The organism is Nocardioides marinus (assembly GCF_013408145.1).
Lineage (GTDB): Bacteria > Actinomycetota > Actinomycetes > Propionibacteriales > Nocardioidaceae > Nocardioides > Nocardioides marinus.
Genome location: NZ_JACBZI010000001.1, coordinates 3,419,704 through 3,441,728, shown reverse-complemented (window position 1 = coordinate 3,441,728; position 22,025 = coordinate 3,419,704). Strand labels below are relative to the sequence as shown.

The 22,025-nt window shown below is 73.0% G+C and carries 20 protein-coding genes; 16 read left to right on the top strand and 4 right to left on the bottom strand.

What is annotated here, in order from left to right; genetic code table 11:
- Positions 1-36 precede the first annotated feature (36 nt).
- The 3 genes from purD to ppc all read left to right on the top strand — a co-directional run bounded on the left by purD (position 37) and on the right by ppc (position 5,860).
- Positions 37-1,302, top strand: a complete 1,266-nt coding sequence (gene purD / locus BKA05_RS16265) for a phosphoribosylamine--glycine ligase (RefSeq protein ID WP_179533270.1) — start codon at positions 37-39, stop codon at positions 1,300-1,302.
- 210 nt (positions 1,303-1,512) lie between these two features.
- Positions 1,513-2,943 (top strand): adenylosuccinate lyase, encoded by a 1,431-nt coding sequence (purB, locus tag BKA05_RS16260; RefSeq protein ID WP_425489725.1) that lies wholly within the window; start codon positions 1,513-1,515, stop codon positions 2,941-2,943.
- 67 nt (positions 2,944-3,010) lie between these two features.
- Positions 3,011-5,860, top strand: a complete 2,850-nt coding sequence (ppc, locus tag BKA05_RS16255; RefSeq protein ID WP_179532363.1) for a phosphoenolpyruvate carboxylase — start codon at positions 3,011-3,013, stop codon at positions 5,858-5,860.
- Positions 5,861-5,953: 93 nt separating this feature from the next.
- Here the strand turns inward: ppc and BKA05_RS16250 are convergent, their stop codons facing one another.
- Positions 5,954-7,417 (bottom strand): MFS transporter, encoded by a 1,464-nt coding sequence (locus BKA05_RS16250; RefSeq protein WP_343045709.1) that lies wholly within the window; start codon positions 7,415-7,417, stop codon positions 5,954-5,956.
- Between the two features lie 284 nt (positions 7,418-7,701).
- On the opposite strand from BKA05_RS16250, the gene BKA05_RS16245 reads away from it, so the two are divergent.
- The 5 genes from BKA05_RS16245 to BKA05_RS16225 all read left to right on the top strand — a co-directional run bounded on the left by BKA05_RS16245 (position 7,702) and on the right by BKA05_RS16225 (position 11,567).
- Positions 7,702-8,292, top strand: coding sequence for an antibiotic biosynthesis monooxygenase (locus BKA05_RS16245; protein WP_179532362.1), 591 nt, complete (start codon positions 7,702-7,704; stop codon positions 8,290-8,292).
- Between the two features lie 127 nt (positions 8,293-8,419).
- A complete protein-coding gene (locus BKA05_RS16240) occupies positions 8,420-9,316 on the top strand; it encodes a phosphoribosylaminoimidazolesuccinocarboxamide synthase (protein WP_179532361.1) in 897 nt (298 codons plus the stop codon).
- Between the two features lie 11 nt (positions 9,317-9,327).
- Positions 9,328-9,756: an SRPBCC family protein gene (locus BKA05_RS16235; RefSeq protein WP_179532360.1), complete on the top strand. Its 429-nt coding sequence runs from the start codon at positions 9,328-9,330 to the stop codon at positions 9,754-9,756.
- A gap of 84 nt (positions 9,757-9,840) precedes the next feature.
- Positions 9,841-11,421, top strand: coding sequence for an AMP-binding protein (locus BKA05_RS16230; RefSeq protein WP_179532359.1), 1,581 nt, complete (start codon positions 9,841-9,843; stop codon positions 11,419-11,421).
- Positions 11,418-11,567, top strand: a complete 150-nt coding sequence (locus BKA05_RS16225; RefSeq protein ID WP_179532358.1) for a hypothetical protein — start codon at positions 11,418-11,420, stop codon at positions 11,565-11,567. The genes BKA05_RS16230 and BKA05_RS16225 overlap by 4 nt, the downstream gene beginning before the upstream one ends.
- Before the next feature lie 114 nt (positions 11,568-11,681).
- Here the strand turns inward: BKA05_RS16225 and BKA05_RS16220 are convergent, their stop codons facing one another.
- Together BKA05_RS16220 and BKA05_RS16215 are read right to left on the bottom strand one after the other, a co-directional pair.
- Complete coding sequence (locus tag BKA05_RS16220) at positions 11,682-12,182, bottom strand: YflT domain-containing protein (protein ID WP_179532357.1); 501 nt, start codon at positions 12,180-12,182, stop codon at positions 11,682-11,684.
- A 61-nt stretch (positions 12,183-12,243) separates the two neighbouring features.
- Complete coding sequence (locus BKA05_RS16215; protein WP_179532356.1) at positions 12,244-13,032, bottom strand: N-acetylmuramoyl-L-alanine amidase family protein; 789 nt, start codon at positions 13,030-13,032, stop codon at positions 12,244-12,246.
- Positions 13,033-13,132: 100 nt separating this feature from the next.
- Here BKA05_RS16215 and purS point away from each other — a divergent pair, with 100 nt between their 5' ends.
- Genes purS through BKA05_RS16200 form a run of 3 tightly spaced genes read left to right on the top strand, consistent with a single transcriptional unit; the run spans position 13,133 to position 14,534 of the window.
- Positions 13,133-13,408, top strand: coding sequence for a phosphoribosylformylglycinamidine synthase subunit PurS (gene purS / locus BKA05_RS16210; protein ID WP_179532355.1), 276 nt, complete (start codon positions 13,133-13,135; stop codon positions 13,406-13,408).
- The gene (gene purQ / locus BKA05_RS16205; protein WP_179532354.1) at positions 13,405-14,073 is read left to right on the top strand and encodes a phosphoribosylformylglycinamidine synthase subunit PurQ; all 669 of its coding nucleotides are present in this window, start codon (positions 13,405-13,407) and stop codon (positions 14,071-14,073) included. The genes purS and purQ overlap by 4 nt, the downstream gene beginning before the upstream one ends.
- Before the next feature lie 14 nt (positions 14,074-14,087).
- Complete coding sequence (locus BKA05_RS16200) at positions 14,088-14,534, top strand: DUF3817 domain-containing protein (RefSeq protein ID WP_179532353.1); 447 nt, start codon at positions 14,088-14,090, stop codon at positions 14,532-14,534.
- Positions 14,535-14,832: 298 nt separating this feature from the next.
- Here BKA05_RS16200 and BKA05_RS16195 read toward each other — a convergent pair whose 3' ends face one another.
- Positions 14,833-16,284, bottom strand: a complete 1,452-nt coding sequence (locus BKA05_RS16195; RefSeq protein WP_179532352.1) for a glycoside hydrolase domain-containing protein — start codon at positions 16,282-16,284, stop codon at positions 14,833-14,835.
- A gap of 239 nt (positions 16,285-16,523) precedes the next feature.
- Between BKA05_RS16195 and purL the strand changes: the two genes are divergently transcribed.
- From purL to BKA05_RS16170, 5 genes are all read left to right on the top strand, one after another.
- Positions 16,524-18,773, top strand: a complete 2,250-nt coding sequence (gene purL / locus BKA05_RS16190) for a phosphoribosylformylglycinamidine synthase subunit PurL (protein ID WP_179532351.1) — start codon at positions 16,524-16,526, stop codon at positions 18,771-18,773.
- Between the two features lie 122 nt (positions 18,774-18,895).
- Positions 18,896-19,318 (top strand): alternative ribosome rescue aminoacyl-tRNA hydrolase ArfB, encoded by a 423-nt coding sequence (gene arfB / locus BKA05_RS16185; RefSeq protein WP_179532350.1) that lies wholly within the window; start codon positions 18,896-18,898, stop codon positions 19,316-19,318.
- A 67-nt stretch (positions 19,319-19,385) separates the two neighbouring features.
- Positions 19,386-20,225 carry an alpha/beta hydrolase family protein gene (locus BKA05_RS16180; protein WP_179532349.1) on the top strand — a complete coding sequence of 280 codons (840 nt, stop codon included), beginning with the start codon at positions 19,386-19,388 and terminating at the stop codon, positions 20,223-20,225.
- Positions 20,226-20,277: 52 nt separating this feature from the next.
- On the top strand, positions 20,278-20,637 hold the full coding sequence (locus tag BKA05_RS16175) for a sterol carrier family protein (RefSeq protein WP_179532348.1): 360 nt from the start codon (positions 20,278-20,280) through the stop codon (positions 20,635-20,637).
- A gap of 27 nt (positions 20,638-20,664) precedes the next feature.
- Positions 20,665-22,002, top strand: coding sequence for a dipeptidase (locus tag BKA05_RS16170; protein ID WP_179532347.1), 1,338 nt, complete (start codon positions 20,665-20,667; stop codon positions 22,000-22,002).
- Positions 22,003-22,025 lie beyond the last annotated feature (23 nt).

Here is a 22,025-nt window from a genome sequence, read left to right as displayed (position 1 = left end):
CCGGCTGAGAAGGACCTCCGCGTGAGCTCGTCCCCCCTGACCTGTCTCGTCATCGGCACCGGGGGGCGCGAGCACGCGCTGGCCCGCGCGCTCTCGCTCGACCCCGGCGTCGGCGCGGTGCACGCGGCGCCCGGGAACCCCGGGATCGCCGCGGTCGCCACGCTCCACGACGTGGACCCGCTCTCGGGTGAGGCGGTCGCCGACCTGGCCGAGTCGCTGGGTGCGGACCTGGTGGTCGTGGGCCCCGAGGCCCCGCTGGTGGCCGGAGTCGCCGACGTGGTGCGTGCGCGGGGCATCGCGGTGTTCGGTCCCTCGGGCGCCGCCGCGCAGCTGGAGGGGTCCAAGGCGTTCGCCAAGGAGGTCATGGAGGCCGCCGGCGTCCCGACCGCCGCCGCGATGGTCTGCACGACACCGGTGGAGGTGCAGGCCGCGCTGGACGCCTACGGCCCGCCCTACGTCGTGAAGGACGACGGCCTGGCCGCCGGCAAGGGGGTCGTGGTCACCACCGACCGCGACGCCGCCGTCGAGCACGCCGCGCAGTGCGAGCGGGTGGTCATCGAGGAGTTCCTCGACGGGCCGGAGGTCTCGCTCTTCGCGCTGTGCGGCTGGAACGAGGCCGACGGGGCCACCGTCTACCCGCTGCAGCCGGCGCAGGACTTCAAGCGCATCTTCGACAACGACGAGGGACCCAACACCGGCGGCATGGGCGCCTACACCCCGCTGCCGTGGGCGCCCGACGGTCTGGTCGAGGAGGTGCTGCGCGACGTCCTGCAGCCGACCGTCGACGAGATGGCGCGCCGCGGCACCCCGTTCTCCGGCCTGCTCTACGCCGGTCTCGCGCTCACCTCGCGCGGCGTGCGCGTCGTGGAGTTCAACGCCCGCTTCGGCGACCCCGAGACCCAGCCGCTGATGGCGCTGCTGGACTCCCCGCTCGCCCCGCTGCTGATGGGCTCGGCCACCGGCACGCTCGCCTCGGTCCCCGCGCCGGCCTGGAAGCCGGGCGCGGCCGTCGCCGTCGTGATGGCCTCGGCCGGCTACCCCGAGTCCTCCTCCAAGGGCGACGTGATCCGCGGGCTCCCCGACGCGGAGGCGCTCGAGGGCGTGCACGTCATCCACGCGGGCACCTCGATGGTCGAGCGGGCCACGGTCACCGCCGGCGGACGCGTGCTCGCGGTCGTCGGGACCGGTGACTCCCTCGGTGCGGCCCGCGAGGCGGCGTACGACGGGGTGAGCTGCATCGAGTTCGAGGGCGCCCAGCACCGCACCGACATCGCGGCGCGGGCTGCGGCCGGCGAGGCGTGAGGTCCAGCGGGGGGCCGGTGAGGCTCACGGCGCCCCGATGCAGGTGCAGCGGCGGGGCGGAAGGTTCGACTGATGTCAGTCCCACCTTGAATGTAGCGGTCGAACCTTCGACCGCGAACCCGAAGGTCTGACTGATGTCAGTCGAACCTTCCGGCCCCCGCCCCGGACCGCGATGTGCCCCGCACGAGCGGACGCGCGACAATGGCCGCCGTGACCGTCCCGAACGTCCTCGCCACCCGCTACGCCGCCGCCGACCTCGCCGAGATCTGGTCGCCCGAGCACAAGATCGTCCTGGAGCGCCAGCTCTGGGTCGCGGTGCTGAAGGCCCAGAAGGACCTCGGCATCGACGTGCCCGACGGGGTGGTCGAGGCCTACGAGGCCGTGGTGGCCCGCGGCGAGGAGGCCGTCGACCTCGACTCGATCGCCGCGCGCGAGCGGATCACCCGCCACGACGTGAAGGCGCGCATCGAGGAGTTCTGCGCGCTCGCCGGCCACGAGCACATCCACAAGGGGATGACCAGCCGCGACCTCACCGAGAACGTCGAGCAGCTGCAGGTCAAGCAGTCCCTCGCCCTCCTGCGTGACCGCGCCGTCGCCACCCTGGCCCGGCTCGGCCGGCTCGCCGCCGAGCACGAGACCACCGTGATGGCCGGCCGCTCCCACAACGTGGCCGCTCAGGCGACCACGCTGGGCAAGCGGTTCGCGACCGCCGCCGACGAGATGCTGGTCTCCGTCGAGCGCGTCGAGGACCTGCTCGCCCGCTACCCGCTGCGCGGCATCAAGGGCCCGATGGGCACCGCCCAGGACATGCTCGACCTCCTCGACGGCGACGCCGACAAGCTCGCCGACCTCGAGCAGCGCGTCGCCGCCCACCTCGGCTTCGAGCGGGTGCTGACCAGCGTCGGGCAGGTCTACCCGCGCAGCCTCGACTTCGACGTGCTCTCCGCGCTGGTGCAGCTGACCGCCGGCCCGTCGAACCTCGCGACCACGATCCGGCTGATGGCCGGCAACGAGATCGTCACGGAGGGCTTCAAGGAGGGGCAGGTCGGCTCCTCGGCGATGCCGCACAAGATGAACACCCGCTCCTGCGAGCGCGTCAACGGCCTGGCCGTCGTCACCCGCGGGTACCTCTCCATGGTCGGCGAGCTCGCCGGCGACCAGTGGAACGAGGGCGACGTGTCCTGCTCCGTCGTACGCCGCGTGGCGCTGCCCGACGCGTTCTTCGCCGTCGACGGGCTGTTCCAGACCTTCCTCACCGTGCTCGACGAGTTCGGCGCGTTCCCGGCCGTCATCCAGCGCGAGCTCGACCGCTACCTGCCGTTCCTGGCCACCACCAAGGTGCTGATGAGCGCGGTCCGCAACGGCGTGGGTCGCGAGACCGCCCACGAGGCGATCAAGGAGGCCGCCGTCGGCACCGCCCTGTCGATGCGCCAGGGCCAGGCCGAGAACGACGTCTTCGCCAAGCTCGCCGCCGACGAGCGGCTCGGCCTCACCCAGGCGCAGCTCGAGGCGCTGGTCGCCGAGCCGATCAGCTTCACCGGCGCCGCCGTCGCGCAGGTGCAGACGGTCGTGCGCGCCGTCGAGGCGCTGTGCGAGCGGCACCCCGCGGCTGCGGCGTACTCGCCCGGCGCCATCCTCTGACGCCCGGCCAGCCCCCAGCCCCGGACACCTCACCCGGGTGAAACATCGGACGTGTTGACTGGGCCGCATGGCTGAGGAGACCCGTACGCCGGAGACCGCCGACCTGATCGAGGCCGACCGCCGCGAGCCCCGGGTGTCGGCGTTCGCGGGGGGCGTGTCCTCCGACGAGCAGCACACGGCGCTGCGGGCGTCGGTGCGCCAGCTCGGTGCCCTGCTGGGCGACGCGATCAGCCGCCACGAGGGCCCGGAGACGTTGGCGCTGGTCGAGCAGGTCCGCGAGCTCTCGCGCGACCCCGACGACGGCGACCTGCGCGCGCTGCTGCGCGAGCAGGACGACGCGACGGCCGTGACGCTGGCGCGGGCGTTCACGGCGTACTTCCAGCTCGTCAACGTCACCGAGCAGCTGCACCGCTGGCAGGAGGTGACCCAGGACGGCGAGGGGCCGCTGGCCGCGACGACCGGCCGCATCCGCGAGGCGCTGGACGAGGGCACCCTCAGCCCCGCGCTGCTGACCGAGGTGCTCGGCCGGGTGGAGTACCGCCCCGTCTTCACCGCCCACCCCACCGAGTCCACCCGCCGCACGGTGCTGCGGCTGCTGCGCAAGGTCGCTGCCACCATCGCCGCCGCCGAGGACCCGCGCCGCCGCCCCGGCGACGACGCGCGCACGGAGCGCCGCCTCGCCGAGCTGGTCGACCTGCTGTGGCAGACCGACGAGCTGCGCATCGCCAAGCCGCAGCCCACCGACGAGGCGCGCACCGCGCTCTACTACCTCGCCCAGATCGCCCAGCACGTCATCCCCGGGCTGATGGAGGAGCTGCAGCACCAGCTCGGCACCGTCGGGGTCGAACTGCCGGCCGACGCGCGTCCGCTGCGGTTCGGCACGTGGGCCGGCGGCGACCGCGACGGCAACCCGTTCGTCACCCCCGAGGTGACGCTGGAGGTGCTCGGCCTGCAGCACGACTTCGGGCTGCGCGAGCTGGTCCGCCAGGTCGAGGAGCTGCTCACCGAGATGAGCGCCTCGACCCGCGTCGTCGACGTGACCGAGGAGCTGCAGGAGTCGCTGGCCGCCGACGCCGAGGCGCTGCCGATCACCTACTCCACGATCAAGCGGCTCAACGCCGAGGAGCCCTACCGGCTCAAGCTCAGCTTCGTCCGCGTCCGCCTCCAGCGCACCCGCGACCGGCTCGCCCACGGCACCGCCCACGAGCCCGGCCGCGACTACCTCGGGTTCGCCGAGCTGCTGCGCGACCTCACGCTCGTGCGCGACTCGATGCTCGCCGACGGCGACACCCTCACCGGCAACGGCGCGATCCTGCGGATCATCCGCACCGCCACCGCGACCGGCCTCGGCATGGCGACCCTCGACGTCCGCGAGCACTCCGGCACGCACCACGACGCCCTCGCCGAGCTCTTCGACCGCACCGGCGAGCTCGAGGTGCCGTACGCCGACCTCGACCGTGAGCAGCGCATCGAGCTGCTCTCGCGCGAGATGGCGGGTCGGCGTCCGCTCGTCGGCGCCGGGCACCCGCTGGGTGACGGCCAGGCCGCCGCGAGCCTGGGGCTGATGCAGACCCTGCGCACCGCGCTCGACACCTACGGACCCGACGTCGTGGAGACCTACATCGTCTCGATGGCCCACGACGTCGACGACCTGTTCGCGGTCGTGGTGCTGGCGCGCGAGGCGGGGCTGGTCGACACCGGTGCCGAGGGGGAGGACGCGGTGGCCCGGATCGGGTTCGCGCCGCTCTTCGAGACCGTCGCCGAGCTCGAGGTGGCCGGGCCGCTGCTGGAGCGGCTGCTCTCGGACCCGGCGTACCGTCGCGTGGTCGCCGCCCGCGGCGACGTGCAGGAGATCATGCTCGGCTACTCCGACTCCTCCAAGGACGCCGGAATCGCGGCCTCCCAGTGGCAGATCCACCGCGCCCAGCGCGCGCTGCGCGACATCGCCCGCGAGCACGGCGTGCGGTTGCGGCTCTTCCACGGCCGCGGAGGCTCGGTCGGTCGTGGCGGCGGCCCGACGGCCGAGGCGATCCTGTCGCAGCCCTACGGCTCGCTCGACGGGCCGATCAAGGTGACCGAGCAGGGCGAGGTCATCTCCGACAAGTACCTCCTGCCCGAGCTCGGTCGCTACAACCTCGAGGGCGCGCTCGCCGCGGTGGTGGAGGCCTCGGTGCTGCACCGCACCTCGCTGCTGCCGCAGGAGGTCCTCGACGACTGGAACGGCACCATGGACCTGGTCGCCGGCAACGGCCAGACGGCCTACCGCGGGCTGGTGCGCGACGAGGCGCTCGTGCCGTTCTTCGTCACCGCGACCCCCGTCGACGAGCTCGGCAAGATGAATATCGGCTCCCGCCCGTCCAAGCGCCCCGGCGGCGCCGGCGGCCTCGACGACCTGCGTGCCATCCCGTGGGTCTTCGGCTGGACCCAGTCGCGGATCATCCTGCCCGGCTGGTTCGGCGTCGGCTCCGGCCTCGCCGCGGCGCGGGAGGACGGCCGCCTGGAGACGCTGCAGGAGATGTACGGCTCGTGGAGCTTCTTCCGCACCTTCCTCTCCAACGTGCAGATGACGCTGACCAAGACCGACCTCGACATCGCCGGCCGCTACGTCCGGACGCTGGTGCCCAGCGAGGCGATCGGGATCTTCGACGTCATCCGCGCCGAGCACGAGCGCACCGTCGAGGAGGTGCTGCGGGTGACCGGGCAGTCCGCGCTGCTCGAGCAGGCGCCGGTGCTGCGTCGCACCCTCGAGCTGCGCGACCACTACCTCGCGCCGCTGCACGCCCTCCAGGTCTCGATGCTGGCCCGTTCTCGCGAGGCTGTCGGCGACGACGAGGACGCCTCGGCGCCCGAGGACGTCCAGCGCGCGCTGTCGCTGACCATCAACGGCATCGCCGCCGGGCTGCGCAACACCGGCTGAGCACGTCGGCCGTAGCCGGACGGACCGAACGAGGCGGTCGGACCGTGGGTCCCGTCCGGCGCATGGCCCCTCGGGTCCGTTCGGTCCGTCCGACTACGCAGAGCCTCGCGGCGACCGCAGCGAGCGGACCGCGACGGCCAGCGAGGCGGCGACCATGAGCGCGGCCACGACCAGCGCCGCGCGCAGGCCGGCGGCAGCGCCGTACGACGTGGCGACGACGGTGTAGGCGGTGACGCCGGCGGCGGTGCCGAGCGCGGAGCCGATGCGCTGACCGGTCTGCAGCGCGCCGCCCGCGGCGCCGCCCATGCGCGGCGGCACCTCGTCGAGGGTCAGGGTGATGTTGGGGGAGATGACCGCGCCGCCACCGAGCCCGGCGACGAACAGCAGCGGGGTCAGGACCCACCCGATGCCGGCACCGTCCTGCCCGGGCAGCACCACCGCGAGCGCGACCACCGACAGCAGCACCACCACCAGGGCCGCGACCGTCAGCGGGCGCCCGACCCGGGTGACCACCCGGCCGGCGAGTGGGGAGGAGATCGCCGAGCCTCCGGCGAACCCGGTCAGCACCGCGCCCGCCGCCAGCGGCCCCAGCCCCAGCTCGGTCTGCAGGTGGATCGCGAGCACGAGCACCAGGCCGGTGAACCCGGTGAAGTAGAGGCTGCCGACCGCGATGCCGTCGGCGAAGCCGGGGGTACGCCGGAGCAGGCCGACGTCCAGCAGCGGCGCACCGCCCCGGGCGACCACCCGGCGCTCCCACCGCACGAACGCCCAGCCCAGCGCCGGCACCGCCGCGAGCAGCACCAGCCACCGGTAGCCGCCGCCCTCCAGGCTCACCAGCGGGTAGATCACGCACAGCACGGTCAGCCCGACCAGCAGCGCGCCGACGAGGTCGAGTCGCGGGTCGCTGCCCTCGGCGGACACCTCGGACGGGACGATCCGCGCGACCAGCACCAGCGCCACCAGCCCCACCGGCACGTTGACCCAGAAGATCCAGCGCCAGCCGTCCTCGCTGCCGGCGAGGGTGATGATCAGCCCGCCGAGCACCGGGCCCAGCGCGGAGGAGATCGAGACGACGAAGCCGAACAGCCCGAACGCCCGGCCCCGCTCGGCGCCGCGGAAGAGGGTCTGGATGAGGCCGGAGTTCTGCGGGGTGAGGAGGCCGGCGCTGATGCCCTGCAGCAGGCGGGCGGCCACGACGAGCTCGATCCCGGGCGCGAGCCCGACCAGGGCACTGGAGGCGACGAACCCGCTCAGGCCGATCAGCATCAGCCGTCGCCTGCCGAACGCGTCGCCGAGCCGGCCGCCGATGACGAGGACCAGCCCGAAGCTCAGCGCGTACCCCGACACCACCCACTGCACGGCCGCTGCGGACGTGTCGAGGCCCGACTGCATCGAGGGGATCGCGACGTTGACGATCGTGACGTCGAGCAGCGACATGAAGCCGACGACCAGCGACACCGCGAGGATGCGCCAGCGCCGCGGGTCGGGCTCGTACGCCGTACCCCGCTGCCCCGGCGCGTCCTCGCCCGTCGCGGGCTGCGCCTGCTGCTCGACCACCACCCCACCCTCTCCCCGCGCCCAACACCCACCCGGGTCGAGCACAGCGGGTGGAGCACAGCGGGTGGAGCACAGCGGGTCGAGCCGGCGTATTGATACGCCGGTTCGGCGTGCGGGGTGGGTCGAGCCGGCGTATTGATACGCCGGTTCGGCGTGCGGGGTGGGTCGAGCCGGCGCATTGATACGCCGGTTCGGCGCGCTGGGGCGTGGTGGTGGCCACTCGGGGAGGCTGTGGAGGAGCGCCGACGTGGCGGACCGGGAGCAGGGCCGCGACCATAGGAGGCATGTCCACCCCCGTCACCGTGAGCATCACCCGGCACCTCGACCCCGGTCGCGAGATCGAGATGACCAGCTGGCTCCAGGCGGGTACGTCGCTGGCCCAGCGCTTCCCGGGGTTCCTCGGCGCCGGCTGGGTCCGGCCGGAGGCGGACTCCGAGACGTGGCACATGCTCTACCGGTTCGCCGACGCCGAGTCGCTGAAGGCGTGGGAGGACTCCCCGCAGCGCCAGTGGTGGCGTGACTCCGCTGCCGGGCTGGGCGTCGTGGAGAGCCGGGTGGAGCGGCGTACCGGCATCGAGGGCTGGTTCGACGAGCCGCACTCCCGCGACATCCGCGACCTGCGCGTCGGGCCCAAGGCGCCGCCGCGCTGGAAGCAGGCCGTGACGATCTTCCTGGTGTTCTACCCGCTGTCGGTGCTGGTCAACTGGCTGGCCGGCCAGGCCGGTGTCAACGACCTGACGCTGCTGCTGCGGGTCTTCCTGGTCATCGCGGTGATGACGCCGACGATGACCTACTTCGCGCTGCCGTGGATCACGCGACGGATGGAGTGGTTCCTGCAGGGGCAGCCGCCGCCCTGGCGCCGCGCCCGCGGCTGAGTGGTCTCGGGTGGTCTCGACGCCGCTCGTCGCTGGCGCTCCTCGCTGCTCGACCACCGGGGGTGGCCCGCTCGGCAGTGGCGCTCCTCGCTGCTCGACCACCTGTCCCGACCCCTAGGCTGGGCCCGTGGCCGACCTCAACATCCCGCCCGCTCCCGCGATCGCCGGCACCCGGCACGTCCACTCCGGCAAGGTGCGTGACCTCTACGAGGTCACCGAGGGCGAGCACGCCGGCCGCTTCCTCATGGTGGCCAGCGACCGGCTGTCGATCTTCGACTTCGTGCTCGACACGGCCATCCCCGACAAGGGCGAGATCCTGACCCGGATGTCGCTGTGGTGGTTCGAGCAGCTCGCCGACCTCGTCCCGCACCACGTCGTGTCCACCGACGTCCCCGAGGCCGTGCGCGGCCGCGCGGTGATCTGCGAGAAGCTCGACATGTTCCCCGTCGAGTGCGTCGCCCGCGGCTACCTCACCGGCTCCGGCCTCATCGACTACCGCGCCACCGGCGAGGTCTGCGGCGTACCGCTGCCCGAGGGCCTCGTGGACGGCAGCCGCCTCGAGCAGCCGATCTTCACGCCCGCCACGAAGGCCGAGCTCGGCGACCACGACGAGAACGTCTCCTACGACGCGGTCGTCGCCACCATCGGCGCCGACGACGCCGCCAGGCTGCGCGACCTGACGCTGCAGGTCTACGCCCGCGCCGAGTCGCTGGCCCGCGAGCGCGGGATCCTGCTGGCCGACACCAAGCTGGAGTTCGGGCGGAGGGCGGACGGCGCGACCGTGCTGGGCGACGAGGTCCTCACCCCCGACTCCAGCCGCTTCTGGCCGGCCGACGACTACGAGCCCGGCCGCACCCAGCCCTCCTACGACAAGCAGATCGTGCGCAACTGGGCGCTCTCGCCCGAGTCCGGCTGGGACAAGGCGTCCGGCGAGGCGCCGCCCGCGCTGCCGGCCGAGGTCGTCGAGCGCACCCGGTCCCGCTACATCGAGGCCTACGAGCGCCTCACCGGTCAGCGGTTCTGAGGAGTACGACGATGCGCACCGTCGGGGGGACCGTGCCGTTCCCGGTGCCGGCCGAGGTGGCCTTCGACTACCTCGTCGAGCCGGCCAACCGCCCGCAGTGGCAGTCCAGCCTGGCCGCGGTCGAGGACGTCACCGGGGAGGTCGGGGTCGGCCAGACCTGGACCGACGTGACCACGCCCGGGCTGCGCCCGGCGATGCGCACGACCTCCTACGACCGTCCGCATCAGTGGTCCGAGGACGGCACCTGGAAGCGGGTCACGGCGGCGCTCGACCTGACCTTCGCCCCGACCGGGGCCGGGTGCGACGTGCACTTCCGGTTCCGCATCACCGGGCCGGGTCCGGTCCGCGCGATCGGGCTGCTGGCGTCGTACGCCTCGGTGCTGCCGGTGCGCGCCGACCTGCGCCGCGCGGCGGCCATCCTGGGCTCACGCACCACCTGAGCGGCGATCTTTGGACCGCAGCACTGCTCGGGTTCGTGACCGGTCGGTAGGTTGGCGCCGAACCCGACGTGACGGAGGCCACCAGTGACCAGCTACAACCTCGCGAGCCTGCTCGAGACCAGCGCCGCGACGTACCCCGAGCGCGACGCCATCGTCTTCGGCGACACGCGCCTGAACTACGCGACCGTGAACACCCTGGCCAACCAGGTCGCCGGCGCACTCGCCGAGCGCGGCATCGGCCACGGCGACAAGGTCGCGCTCAGCTGCCCGAACCTGCCCTACTTCTCGATCGTCTACTACGGCATCCTCAAGGCCGGCGCGGCCGTCGTGCCGCTCAACGTGCTGCTCAAGGGCCGCGAGGTGGCCTACCACCTCGCCGACTCCGAGGCGAAGGCGCTGTTCTGCTTCCAGGGCACCCCGGAGCTGCCGATCGGCGAGGCCGGTCACCAGGGATTCTCCGAGACCCCGGGCTGCGAGCACTTCTTCATGATCACCGCCGACCCGGCCGCCGCGTCGCCGATCGAGGGCACGACCACGCTCTTCCAGGCGATCGGCTCGCAGGCGCCGACGTTCGACACGGTCCAGACCGACGAGGACGACACCGCGGTCATCCTCTACACCTCCGGCACCACCGGTCAGCCCAAGGGCGCCGAGCTGCGGCACCGCAACATGCGCGACAACGCGCTGTCCGGCGAGGCTCTCTTCGGTGCCGACGCCGCGAACCCCGACACCTACCTCTGCGTGCTCCCGCTGTTCCACTCCTTCGGCCAGACCGTGATCCAGAACGGCGGCTTCGCCTACGGCGGCACCGTCGTCATGCTGCCCCGCTTCGAGGCCGAGCCCGCCCTGGGCCTGATGCTCAAGGAGCAGGTCACCTTCTTCGCCGGCGTCCCGACGATGTACTGGGGCCTCCTGGGTGCCCTGACCCCCGAGGTCGACGTGGAGACGCTCGCCAAGAACCTCCGCGTCGCCGCCGCCGGTGGGTCGGCCCTGCCGGTGGAGGTGCACAAGGACTTCGAGAAGAAGTTCGGCGTCACGATCCTGGAGGGCTACGGCCTCTCCGAGACCTCCCCGGTCGCCTCCTTCAGCCCGTACGGCGAGCCGCCGCGCGTGGGCTCGATCGGCACCCCGATCCCCGGCGTCGAGATGTGTCTGCTGCAGGCCGACTCCTGGGAGCGGGTGCCCGAGGACCTCGAGGAGGACGGCAAGACCGCCGTCGGCGAGATCGCCATCAAGGGCCACAACATCATGAAGGGCTACTACGGCCGCCCCGAGGCGACCGAGGAGGTCCTCAACGCCGAGGGCTGGTTCCGCTCCGGTGACCTGGGCCGCAAGGACGGCGACGGCTTCTACTACATCGTCGACCGCTCCAAGGACATGATCATCCGCGGCGGCTACAACGTGTACCCCCGCGAGATCGAGGAGGTCCTCCTGACCCACGAGGACGTCTCGCTGGCCGCGGTCATCGGCGTCCCGCACGAGTCGCACGGCGAGGAGGTCAAGGCGTACGTCATCCTCAACCCGGGCGCCACCACGACCGCCGAGGAGCTCGTCGCGTGGGGCAAGGAGCAGATGGCCAACTACAAGTACCCGCGCCTGGTCGAGGTCGTCGAGAACCTCCCCATGACCGCCACCGGCAAGATCCTCAAGCGCGAGCTCACGTGAGGCTGCTCCTCCTGATGGTCGCCGCCCTCATGACCGTGGGCGGCGGCCTGTGGTGGTACGGCTCGCCCGACGTCGCCTTCGGCCCGCTCCTCGCGGGCCTGGGCGTCGCGCTGTTCATCGTGGTGCTGCGGCCGAGCCGGCGCTGAGCGTCGGGAGAGGTCGTCTGCCCTCACCGGGTCTCGACACGCGGGTCACGGCTTCTCAAGCTCAGCCGTGCCGCTCGCTCGACCACCATCGACGGGTCCGCTGGCGCGTCCCCGTCACGCGAAGGGGTTCGGCAGTGCCCCGGGCAGACCGGCGAGCAGCTCGCGTGCACGGGCGGCCGACTTGTGCTCGACCAGCACCTCGTAGCGGGTGGCGACGACCTGGGTGACGGAGGAGAAGTCGCGCTTGCCGCGCGTGGCGGCGTACCCCATGAGTGCGAACACCAACCCGAACAGCGCGCCGATCAGCAGCGGCGGCAGCAGGGCGGCCAGGGCGGACTCGTCGGTGAGCAGCACGAAGATCAGCCCCACGAACAGCCCGAACCACGCGCCCGACGCCGCCCCGCTCAGCGCCACGCGGCCCGTGGTCAGCCGGCCGGTGATCTTCTCGACCCGCTTGAGGTCGGTGCCGACGATCATCAGCTGCTCGACGGGGAACTCCTCGTCGCTGAGGAAGTCCACGGTGCGTTGCGCCTGCGCGTAGTCGTCGTAGACCGCCAGGGACTGCGGGAACTCCAGGCTCAGGGGAGAGGCGAGGTCCGGGCGCTGCTGGCTCATGTCTCCAGTGTGCCGCAGCCACCCCCACCCGTCCGGCCGGAGGCGGCCGGGGGGTGCGGGCTCACCGCAGCCAGCGTCGTACGCCGGAGGCCAGCGCACTCGCGAACCGCTCCTGCCCCGCGGGGCTGGTCATCACCGCGGCGTCGCCGGCGTCGCGCATGTTGCCCAGCTCGACCAGCACCGCGGGCATCGCGGAGAGGTTGAGCGTGGCCAGGTCGGTGCGCAGGTCGAGCCCGTCCCCGCCGGCGACGTAGGTGGCCCGGGCGAACCCGGCGTCCTCGAGCGCGCCGCGCACCACCTCGGCCACCCGCAGCGACGCCTCGTCGCCGGCGATGACGTGGAAGCCGTGGGCACCTGCGGCGTACGACCCGTCGCCGTGCACCGAGACCTTGAGGTCGGCCCCCTCGGCGTTGCCGGCGGTGCCCCGCTCGTCCACGCAGGGCCCCCAGCGGTCGGCGGAGTCACCGTCGCGGGTCAGCGTCACGGTGGCACCGGCCCGACGCAGCCGCTCGGCGAGACGGCGGGAGACCTCCCAGGTGAAGGTCGCCTCGGGGTAGCCGGCGTCGGTGGCGGTGCCGCTGGTGTTGCAGGCCTTGCGGAACCCGCCGGCCTCGACCAGCCGCGCGGTCTCGGCGGGGAAGCGGGCGTTGCCGAGCTGGTGGCCGGGGTCCACGACGACGTGCCGTCCGGCCAGCGGGAGCGGGCGCAGCACGTGGCCGGTCACGATCTCCTGGGGCGGTGCGACCTCGTCCGCCCCGGCGGGGGCGGGGCCGAGCGCGGCCCCGAGGGTGACGGCAGCGCCGAGCACGAGCAGGAGCGGCACGACGGCCGCGGCTCGGGGGCGCCTCATCGCGCGAGGGTATCGCCCGTCGGAGCGTCCGCGGGCCCCGATAGACTCGCCCCCGGTTGTCCACCCCTTGCTGTCACCACTCTGAGCCAGGAGCTGCCCCGTGGCCCGTGTCGTCGTCGACGTGATGCCCAAGCCCGAGATCCTCGACCCCCAGGGCAAGGCCGTGCTCGGCGCACTGCCCCGCCTCGGCTTCTCCGGCGTGACCGACGTCCGCCAGGGCAAGCGCTTCGAGCTCGAGATCGCCGGCGAGGTGACCGCCGAGGTCCTCGCCGAGGTCGAGAAGATGGCCGAGACCCTGCTGTCCAACCCCGTGATCGAGAACTTCGCGGTCCACGTCGAGGACGACGTCACGCCCGCCGCCGGGAGCCCCGCGTGAAGATCGGCGTCGTCACCTTCCCGGGCTCCCTGGACGACGTCGACGCCGCGCGCGCGGTCGGTATCGGTGGCCAGGAGGCCGTCGCCCTGTGGCACGGCGACCACGACCTGAGGGGTGTCGACGCGGTCGTCCTGCCCGGCGGGTTCTCCTACGGCGACTACCTGCGCTGCGGCGCCATCTCCCGCTTCTCCCCGGTCATGACCGAGGTGATCGAGGCTGCGAAGAAGGGCATGCCCGTCCTCGGCATCTGCAACGGCTTCCAGATCCTCTGCGAGTCCCACCTGCTGCCCGGCGCGCTGATCCGCAACGACCACCGCAAGTTCGTCTGCCGCGACCAGCGCCTGCGCATCGAGAACAACCGCACCGCCTGGACCTCCGCCTACGCCGAGGGTCAGGAGATCACCGTCGTCCTCAAGAACGGCGAGGGCGGGTACGTCGCCGACGAGCCCACCCTCGACCGGCTCGAGGGCGAGGGCCAGGTGCTCGCCCGCTACCTCGACCTCAACCCCAACGGCTCGGCCCGCGACATCGCCGGCGTCACCAACGAGCGCGGCAACGTGGTGGGCCTGATGCCGCACCCCGAGCACTCCGTGGAGGAGCTCACCGGCTCCGGCACCGACGGGCTGGGCTTCTTCACCAGCCTCGTCGAGTCCGCCTTCGCCTGAGCCGCACCTCCACCATGAGCCCTGCACTGCTGTTCGGCCGCGTGGCGGTCGCCGAGGCCATCACCTGGGCGCTGCTGCTCACCGGCATGTTCCTCAAGTACGTCACCGAGACCACCGAGCTCGGGGTGAGCGTGTTCGGCATGCTGCACGGCGTCGTGTTCGTCGCGTACGGCGTGGTCACGCTCGTCGTCGCGGTCGACCAGCGCTGGCGGCCGGGTCGGACCCTGGCCGCGCTGGCCTGCGCCGTACCCCCCTTCGCGACCGTGCCCTTCGACCGGTGGGTCGAGCGGCGCCACCCGCTGGCCGACGCCTGGCGACTCCGCACGACCGACCCCACCGGCCCGCTCGAGCGCGTGGTCGCCTGGCTGGTCCGCTCCCCGACCCAGGGCCTGGCCGCCGGCCTGGTCGCCGTCGCCGCCCTCACCGGTCTGGCTCTCCTCGTCGGCCCGCCGACCTCCTGAGCCGCCGCCTGGTCGCTGGTCGAGGTGCGAGGCCGGCCCCGGCCGGGCCTCGAGACCCTCAGGGGGAGGGCCGCCGAGGCGGTGCCGCTCCCGGTCGGGCCCACCCCCGGCGGAGGGGAACCACCCCTTCCGCTCCTTCGTCGCTCCAGGGGGGCCAGGCCCATCCACCCTCCGCCGGGGGTGAGCCCGCCCGTCCGCGTCCCCGCGTCGGCGCCCCTCCCCGTGGCCGGGCACAGGCGACGGGTCGAACCGGCGCGTCCTGACGGAAGGTTGCGCCCGCTCGGCCTCAGCTCCTGCGTCAGCTACGGACGCCCTTGAGCAGCTTGCGCCAGACCCGCTTGTTCACGACCCCGGAGGGCTCCATGCCCACCCGGTCCTGCCAGTCCTTCACGGCCGGCTCGACGCCGGGGCCGTAGACGCCGGTGACCACCAGGGTCGCCTTGGGCGAGGCGGCGTTGAGGGTGCGCTGCAGGCGGCGTACGGCGTCTCCGGAAGAGCCGTACTTCAGGATCGGCTTGGAGCCGGCGGCCAGCAGCGACATCCAGTGCTGGCGCGACCAGAGGTCCTGCTCGTCGAAGCCGCGGTCGGCCTGCCAGGCGCGGGTGGCCTTGAGGGTGCGGCTGCCGTAGTCGCCGGTGAGGTCGCCGTCGAAGTACTTCCGCTCCCGCAGCAGGCACTGCAGCGTGGTGACCAGGGCCGGGTCGGGCACGACCTCCTGGCCGTTCTTCTTCGTCCGCGGGGGGCGCAGCAGCGGGTAGTCCTGCCAGCTGATGCGCGTGCCGCCGCACTTGTCCTTCTCGGCGCGGGCGGTGGTGCCGCGACCGAGGTCGAGGAAGTTGCTGTCGATGTTGATGCGGACGCCGCCCCAGGTCTCGTCGTGGCCGCCGCGGTACTGCTTCATCCGGCCGCCGGGGCGCCACCCGTCGTCGCGGATGTAGGTGGTGTCGGTGTTGGCCCTCCCGTCCCAGCGGGCGATCCAGATGGCGTCGGGCAGCACGTAGCGGTCCGGGCGCTGGACCCGGGCGTCGTCGAGGGCGGCGATGCCGGAGCTGGCGCTGGAGTAGACGCCGGAGACGTAGCCGAGGCGGTGCAGCTTCTGGGTCCAGCCGGAGAGGAAGGACAGGGCCGACTCACGGCAGTCGGTGTTGGAGGCGTCGAACCCCTCGAGGTCGTACCACAGCGTGCTGCCCTCGGCGATGCCGAGCGCGAGGGCATCGGCGACGGTCGTCTCCGCCTCGGCGCGGCCCATCTTCAGCGCCTTGTGGTAGTCCTTCTTCCTCCCCGGCTTGGGGTTGATCCGCACGTCGTCGGAGTAGCGCGGGAAGCGCGGCTGGCAGGAGGCCTGCGGGCCCAGGGTGATCGGCAGCAGCCGCCAGCCGAGGGTGGCCTGCTGGAGCACCCACTCCTTGCTGAGGTTGGGCTGGTTGCGGCAGGCGCGAGACTTCCCGGAGATGTAGATGCCGACCGCGGAGAACGGTGAGTTGTTCCACCAGGTGCGCATCGCCTTGCTGTCCGGCGCCAGGCACTGGTCGAAGCCGTAGCCGGTGAAGTTGCCCGGCGTGACCACCACGCCCCCGTCGACGATGGGGGAGCGACGAGCACCGACCTCGGCGGCGTACGCCGCGGTGCCGGACGGGGCGGCGCCGAGCACGGTCAGCGCGAGCAGCCCGGAGGCGGCGGCGCTGCCGGCGCGCCGCAGGAGGGCGCGGCGCGAGGAGGTGCGGGTGCGGACGAGGCCCGGTCGGGTCATGGTGGAGCTCCAGCGGCACGGAGTCGAAGCGGGGGGAAGTCGTCGTCCCTGGCGGAGCGACCACAGCACGATAACCACATCAGTCACACGAGTAACAGGCTTCGCCGCGAACTACAGACATGTAGTTCTCGCAGGTCAGCAGGGGTTTCGGTCTGGACGGCCGGTCCGATCGGCCGCCGAGGGCGCCGGTTGAGGGGCGCGGCTGACCGGCGGCGGACGGGGGTCGGTAGATTTCTCCCGTGCTGGACACCGTCGCCGTCGCCGCCGAGGACCCGAACCGCGAGCAGCCCTGGGCCGATCTCGGCCTGAAGGCCGACGAGTACGCCAGGATCCGCGAGATCCTCGGGCGCCGTCCCACCTCCTCGGAGCTGGCGATGTACTCGGTGATGTGGAGCGAGCACTGCTCCTACAAGTCCTCCAAGGTGCACCTCAAGCAGTTCGGCGAGCTGCCCCAGGAGACCCCGGTCGGCAAGATGCTCGCCGGCATCGGCGAGAACGCCGGCGTCATCGACGTCGGGCAGGGCTACGCGGTGACCTTCAAGGTCGAGTCGCACAACCACCCGTCGTACGTCGAGCCCTACCAGGGCGCCGCGACCGGCATCGGCGGCATCGTCCGCGACATCCTCGCGATGGGCGCGCGCCCGGTCGCCGTGATGGACCCGCTGCGCTTCGGCCCGCTCGACGCCCCCGACACCCACCGCGTGCTGCCCGGGATCGTGGCCGGCGTCGGCGGCTACGGCAACTGCCTGGGCCTGCCCAACATCGGCGGCGAGGCCGTCTTCGACTCCACCTACCTCGGCAACCCGCTGGTCAACGCCCTGTGCGTCGGCGTGCTCAAGCACGAGGACCTCCACCTGGCCAAGGCCTCCGGCGTGGGCAACCAGGTCATCCTCTACGGCGCCCGCACCGGCGGCGACGGCATCGGGGGCGTCTCCGTGCTGGCCTCGGAGACCTTCGACGCCGACGGCCCCGCCAAGCGGCCCTCGGTGCAGGTCGGCGACCCGTTCATGGAGAAGCTCCTCATCGAGTGCACGCTCGAGATCTTCGCCGCCGGCCTGGTCGCCGGCATCCAGGACCTCGGCGGCGCCGGGCTGTCCTGCGCGACCTCCGAGCTGGCCTCGGCCGGTGACGGCGGCATGCACGTCGAGCTCGACCGGGTGCCGCTGCGCGACTCCACGCTGGCTCCCGAGGAGATCCTCATGAGCGAGAGCCAGGAGCGGATGATGGCCGTCGTCGAGCCCGACGACGTCGCGGCGTTCATGGCCATCTGCGCCAAGTGGGACGTCGAGGCCGTCGTCGTCGGCGAGGTCACCGACACCGGTCGCCTCGAGATCGACTGGCACGGCGAGCGGGTCGTCGACGTCCCGCCGCGCTCGGTGGCCCACGACGGCCCGACGTACCAGCGCCCCTTCGCCCGCCCCGACTGGCAGGACGCCCTCCAGGCCGACGCCGCGGAGGCGCTGCCGCGCCCGGCCGACGCCGCGGAGCTGCGGGAGACCGTGCTGCGCCTGGTCGCCTCGCCGAACCTGTGCGACAAGTCCTGGATCACCGACCAGTACGACCGCTACGTCCGCGGCAACACCGTGCTCTCCCAGCCGGCCGACTCCGGGATGATCCGGATCGACGAGCAGACCAACCTCGGTGTCTCGGTCTCCACCGACTGCAACGGCCGCTACGCCAAGCTCGACCCGTACGCCGGGGCCCAGCTCGCCCTCGCCGAGTCCTACCGCAACGTCGCGACCGGCGGGGCGACCCCGCTGGCCGTCTCCGACTGCCTCAACTTCGGCTCGCCGGAGGACCCGTCGGTGATGTGGCAGTTCGCCGAGGCCTGCCGTGGCCTCAAGGACGCCTGCCTCGAGCTCGGCGTGCCCGTCACCGGCGGCAACGTCAGCCTCTACAACCAGACCGGCGAGACCGCGATCCTGCCGACCCCGGTCGTCGCCGTCCTCGGCGTCATCGAGGACGTCACCCGGCGCACCCCGTCGTCGTGGTCCACGGTCGGCGAGACCGTGCTGCTGCTCGGCGAGACCCGCGAGGAGCTCTCCGGTTCGGAGTGGGCGCACGTCGTCCACGGCCACCTCGGCGGCCGCCCGCCGGCGCTCTCGCTCCAGGGGGAGAAGGCCCTCGCCGCGCTGCTCCACGAGGCCGTCGGCCTCGTGACCTCCGCCCACGACCTGTCCGACGGCGGCCTCGCCCAGGCGCTGCTCGAGGCCTCGCTGCCGTCGATGACCGGCGCCTCGGTGTCGCTCGCCGGGGTCCACGAGGACCCGTTCGTCGCGCTCTTCTCCGAGTCCACCGGGCGCGTGCTCGTCACCGTGCCGGCCGGCGACACCGCCCGGCTGACCGACCTCGCCGCGCGCCACGGCGTACCCGTCACCGAGCTCGGCACCACCGGCGGTGACTCGGTGGACCTGCAGGGGCTCTTCGACCTGCCGCTCCTCGAGGTCCGCTCGGCCTGGATGGCCACCCTCCCCGCTGCGCTGGGCTGAGGGCCGGCAGTTTCACCACCCGAGTGGTGAAACTGCCGCTTGTCTCATGAAGTTCCGGTCGACAAGCGCCGGTTTCACCACCCGGGTGGTGAAACCGGCTCCGGGCTCCCGATGATGGACCGGTGCCCGACGACCTGCCCGTGACCCGGACCCTGGTGATCCCGGGGTCCGAGCTCAGCGAGCGGTTCAGCCGGTCCTCGGGGCCGGGCGGGCAGGGCGTCAACACCGCCGACTCCCGCGTCGAGCTGGTGTGGGACGTCGCGGGCTCCGCCCTCCCCGACCACGTACGCCGCCGGGTGCTCGACCAGCTGGCCGGCCGACTGGTCGACGGGGTGATCACCGTGGCCGCCTCCGAGCACCGCACCCAGCTGGCCAACCGCCGCGCCGCGCGGGAGCGCCTCGCGACGCTCGTCCGCCGCGCGGCCGGCCCGCCGCCTGCGAAGCGGCGACCCACGAAGCCCACCCGCGGCTCACAGCGTCGTCGCCTCGATGCCAAGAAGCGTCGTGGCGAGGTGAAGCGTGGCCGATCCGGCGACTGGTCCTGACCCCGGCGACGGGACGCCTGGACCCATCCGACCCGCCCCATGGGACCGAACCACCCGCGTGCCCCGGATGCCGCGTCGTACCCTCCTCACGCTCCCGGCCCTGGGAGCGGCCGCTGTCGGCCTGACCGTGCTGGTCCGTGGGGGCGTCGGCCCCGAGGAGGTGCCACCCATGCCCGAGGGAGTGCGCGAGCCACGGCGTCACGACTACGGCAGCGACCCCAGCCAGTTCGGCGAGCTCACCCTGCCCGCGGGCGTCCCGCGCGGGGTGGCGGTGGTGGTGCACGGCGGGTTCTGGAAGACCGCCTACGGCATCGAGTACGCCCGTCCGCTGGTGCCGAGCCTGGTCGAGCAGGGCTGGGCGACCTGGGCGATCGAGTACCGCCGCGTCGGGAACGGCGCGGGTGGTGGCGGTGGCAACCCGGAGACCTTCGAGGACGTGCGGGCCGCGATCGAGGAGCTCGACGAGCTCGTGCTCGGGGTCGACCCGAGCACCGTCCCTGTCGTCGGTGTCGGCCACTCCGCGGGCGGCCACCTCGCCACCTGGGCCGGCGGGCAGGGCCTGCTGACCCACGTCGTGTCGCAGGCCGGCGTCCTGGACCTGCGCGGCGCGTACACCGCCGGGCTGGGCGGCCCCGGCACGGTCACCGGCATCGTCGGCGGCGTGCCCACGAGCGAGCACGCCGGCATCGACCCGGCCCAGCAGGTGCCGCTGCCCGTGCCCGTGTGGTGCGTCCACGCGACCGGCGACGACATCGTGCCGATCAGCCAGTCCCGCTCCTACGTGGAGGCCGCCACGGCCGCCGGCGGTACTGCACGCCTGGTGGAGGTCGAGGGCGACCACTTCACGGTCATCGACCCCGCCTCGGACGCCTGGGCGACCACGTTGACGATCCTCGAGGCGCTCTGACCGACCGGGTCGTGCCCCTGCGCGCGCCTCGTGTCCGCCGTACCCTCTCCAGGTGCCCGCCCGCCTCCGCCTCGCCGACCCCGCCGAGCTCGCCGACGCCCTCGACCGGCTCCGGGCCGGTGGCGACGAGCGCGTCGACCTCAAGCTGGTCGTCAAGCATGTGCTGGCGGTGCTGGAGCAGCGGGCGCCCGGGCACTCGGTGGAGGTGCGCGTCCCGCCGTACGCCGCCGTGCAGTGCATCCCCGGCGTGCGCCACACCCGGGGCACCCCGCCGGCGGTGGTGGAGACCGACGCGCGCACGATGATCGCCCTGGCAGCCGGTGAGCTGGCCTGGGCCGACGCCGTGGCCGAGGGCCGGGTCAGCGCGTCCGGGGAGCGGACCGACCTGACGCCCCACCTGCCACTGCTGTAGGTCCGCCCGCCGACTACCGTGCTCGGCATGAGTGACGACCTCCGCGCCCGCGTCCAGTCCGTCCTGCCCGGCATCCGGTCCGACCTCGAGGACCTCGTGCGCATCGAGTCGGTCAGCGCCGACCCGGAGCGGGCGGGCGAGGTTCAGCGCAGCGCCGAGGCCGTGAAGGCGCTCTTCGACGCCGAGGGCTTCACCTCCGAGATCGTCAGCGCCGACGGCGGTGCCCCGGCCGTCATCGCCCACAAGGCGGGGCCGGCGGGTGCCCCGACCGTGCTGCTCTACGCCCACCACGACGTCCAGCCCGAGAACGACCACGCCGACTGGGACTCCCCGCCCTTCGAGCCCACCGAGCGCGGCGACCGTCTCTACGCCCGTGGTGCGGCCGACGACAAGGCCGGCATCGCCGCCCACCTGGGCGCGGTCCGCGTCTTCGGCGACGACCTGCCCGTCAACGTCGTGATGTTCATCGAGGGCGAGGAGGAGGTCGGCTCGGAGACGCTGCCGGCGCTGCTCGCCGAGCACCACGAGTCGCTGCGCGCCGACGTCATCGTCATCGCCGACTCCGGCAACTGGGACATCGGCGTCCCCGCCCTCACCACCAGCCTGCGCGGCCTGGTCCGCATGGACATCGAGGTCCGCACCCTGACCCACGCCGTGCACTCGGGCATGTGGGGCGGGCTCGTCCCGGACTCGCTGATGGCGCTGTCGCGGGTGATCGCGAGCCTCCACGACGACGAGGGCAACGTGGCGATCAAGGGCCTGCACGCCGGCCCGGCCGCGGACGTGGAGTACCCCGAGGACCGGCTGCGCGCCGAGTCCGGCGCCGCCCCCGGCATCGACTGGATCGGCTCCGGCTCGGCCGTCGAGCGGCTGTGGACCAAGCCCGCCCTCTCGATCACCGGTCTCGACGCCCCCAAGGTCGCCGGCGCCTCCAACACCCTCGTCCCGGCCGCCAGGGCCCGCATCTCGATGCGCATCGCCCCCGGTGACACCGCCGAGAACGCCGTCGCCCGCCTCGTCGAGCACCTCGAGGCGCACACGCCGTGGGGCGCCACGCTCACCCACACCGTCGTCGACACCGGCGAGGCGACCCAGATCGATGCCACCGGTCCGGCGTACGACGCCGCCCGCTCGGCCTTCACCGAGGCCTGGGACGGCACCGAGCCGATCGACATGGGCGTCGGCGGCTCGATCCCGTTCATCGCCGAGTTCCTCGACGCCTTCCCGCAGGCCAGCGTGCTCGTCACCGGCGTCGAGGACCCCGACACCCGCGCCCACGGCGCCAACGAGGGCCTGCACCTCGCGGAGTTCGAGCGGGTCGTGCTCGCCGAGACCCTCCTCCTCGCCAAGCTCGGCGCCGAGTAGCCCACCCCTCCCCGGGGACTCCT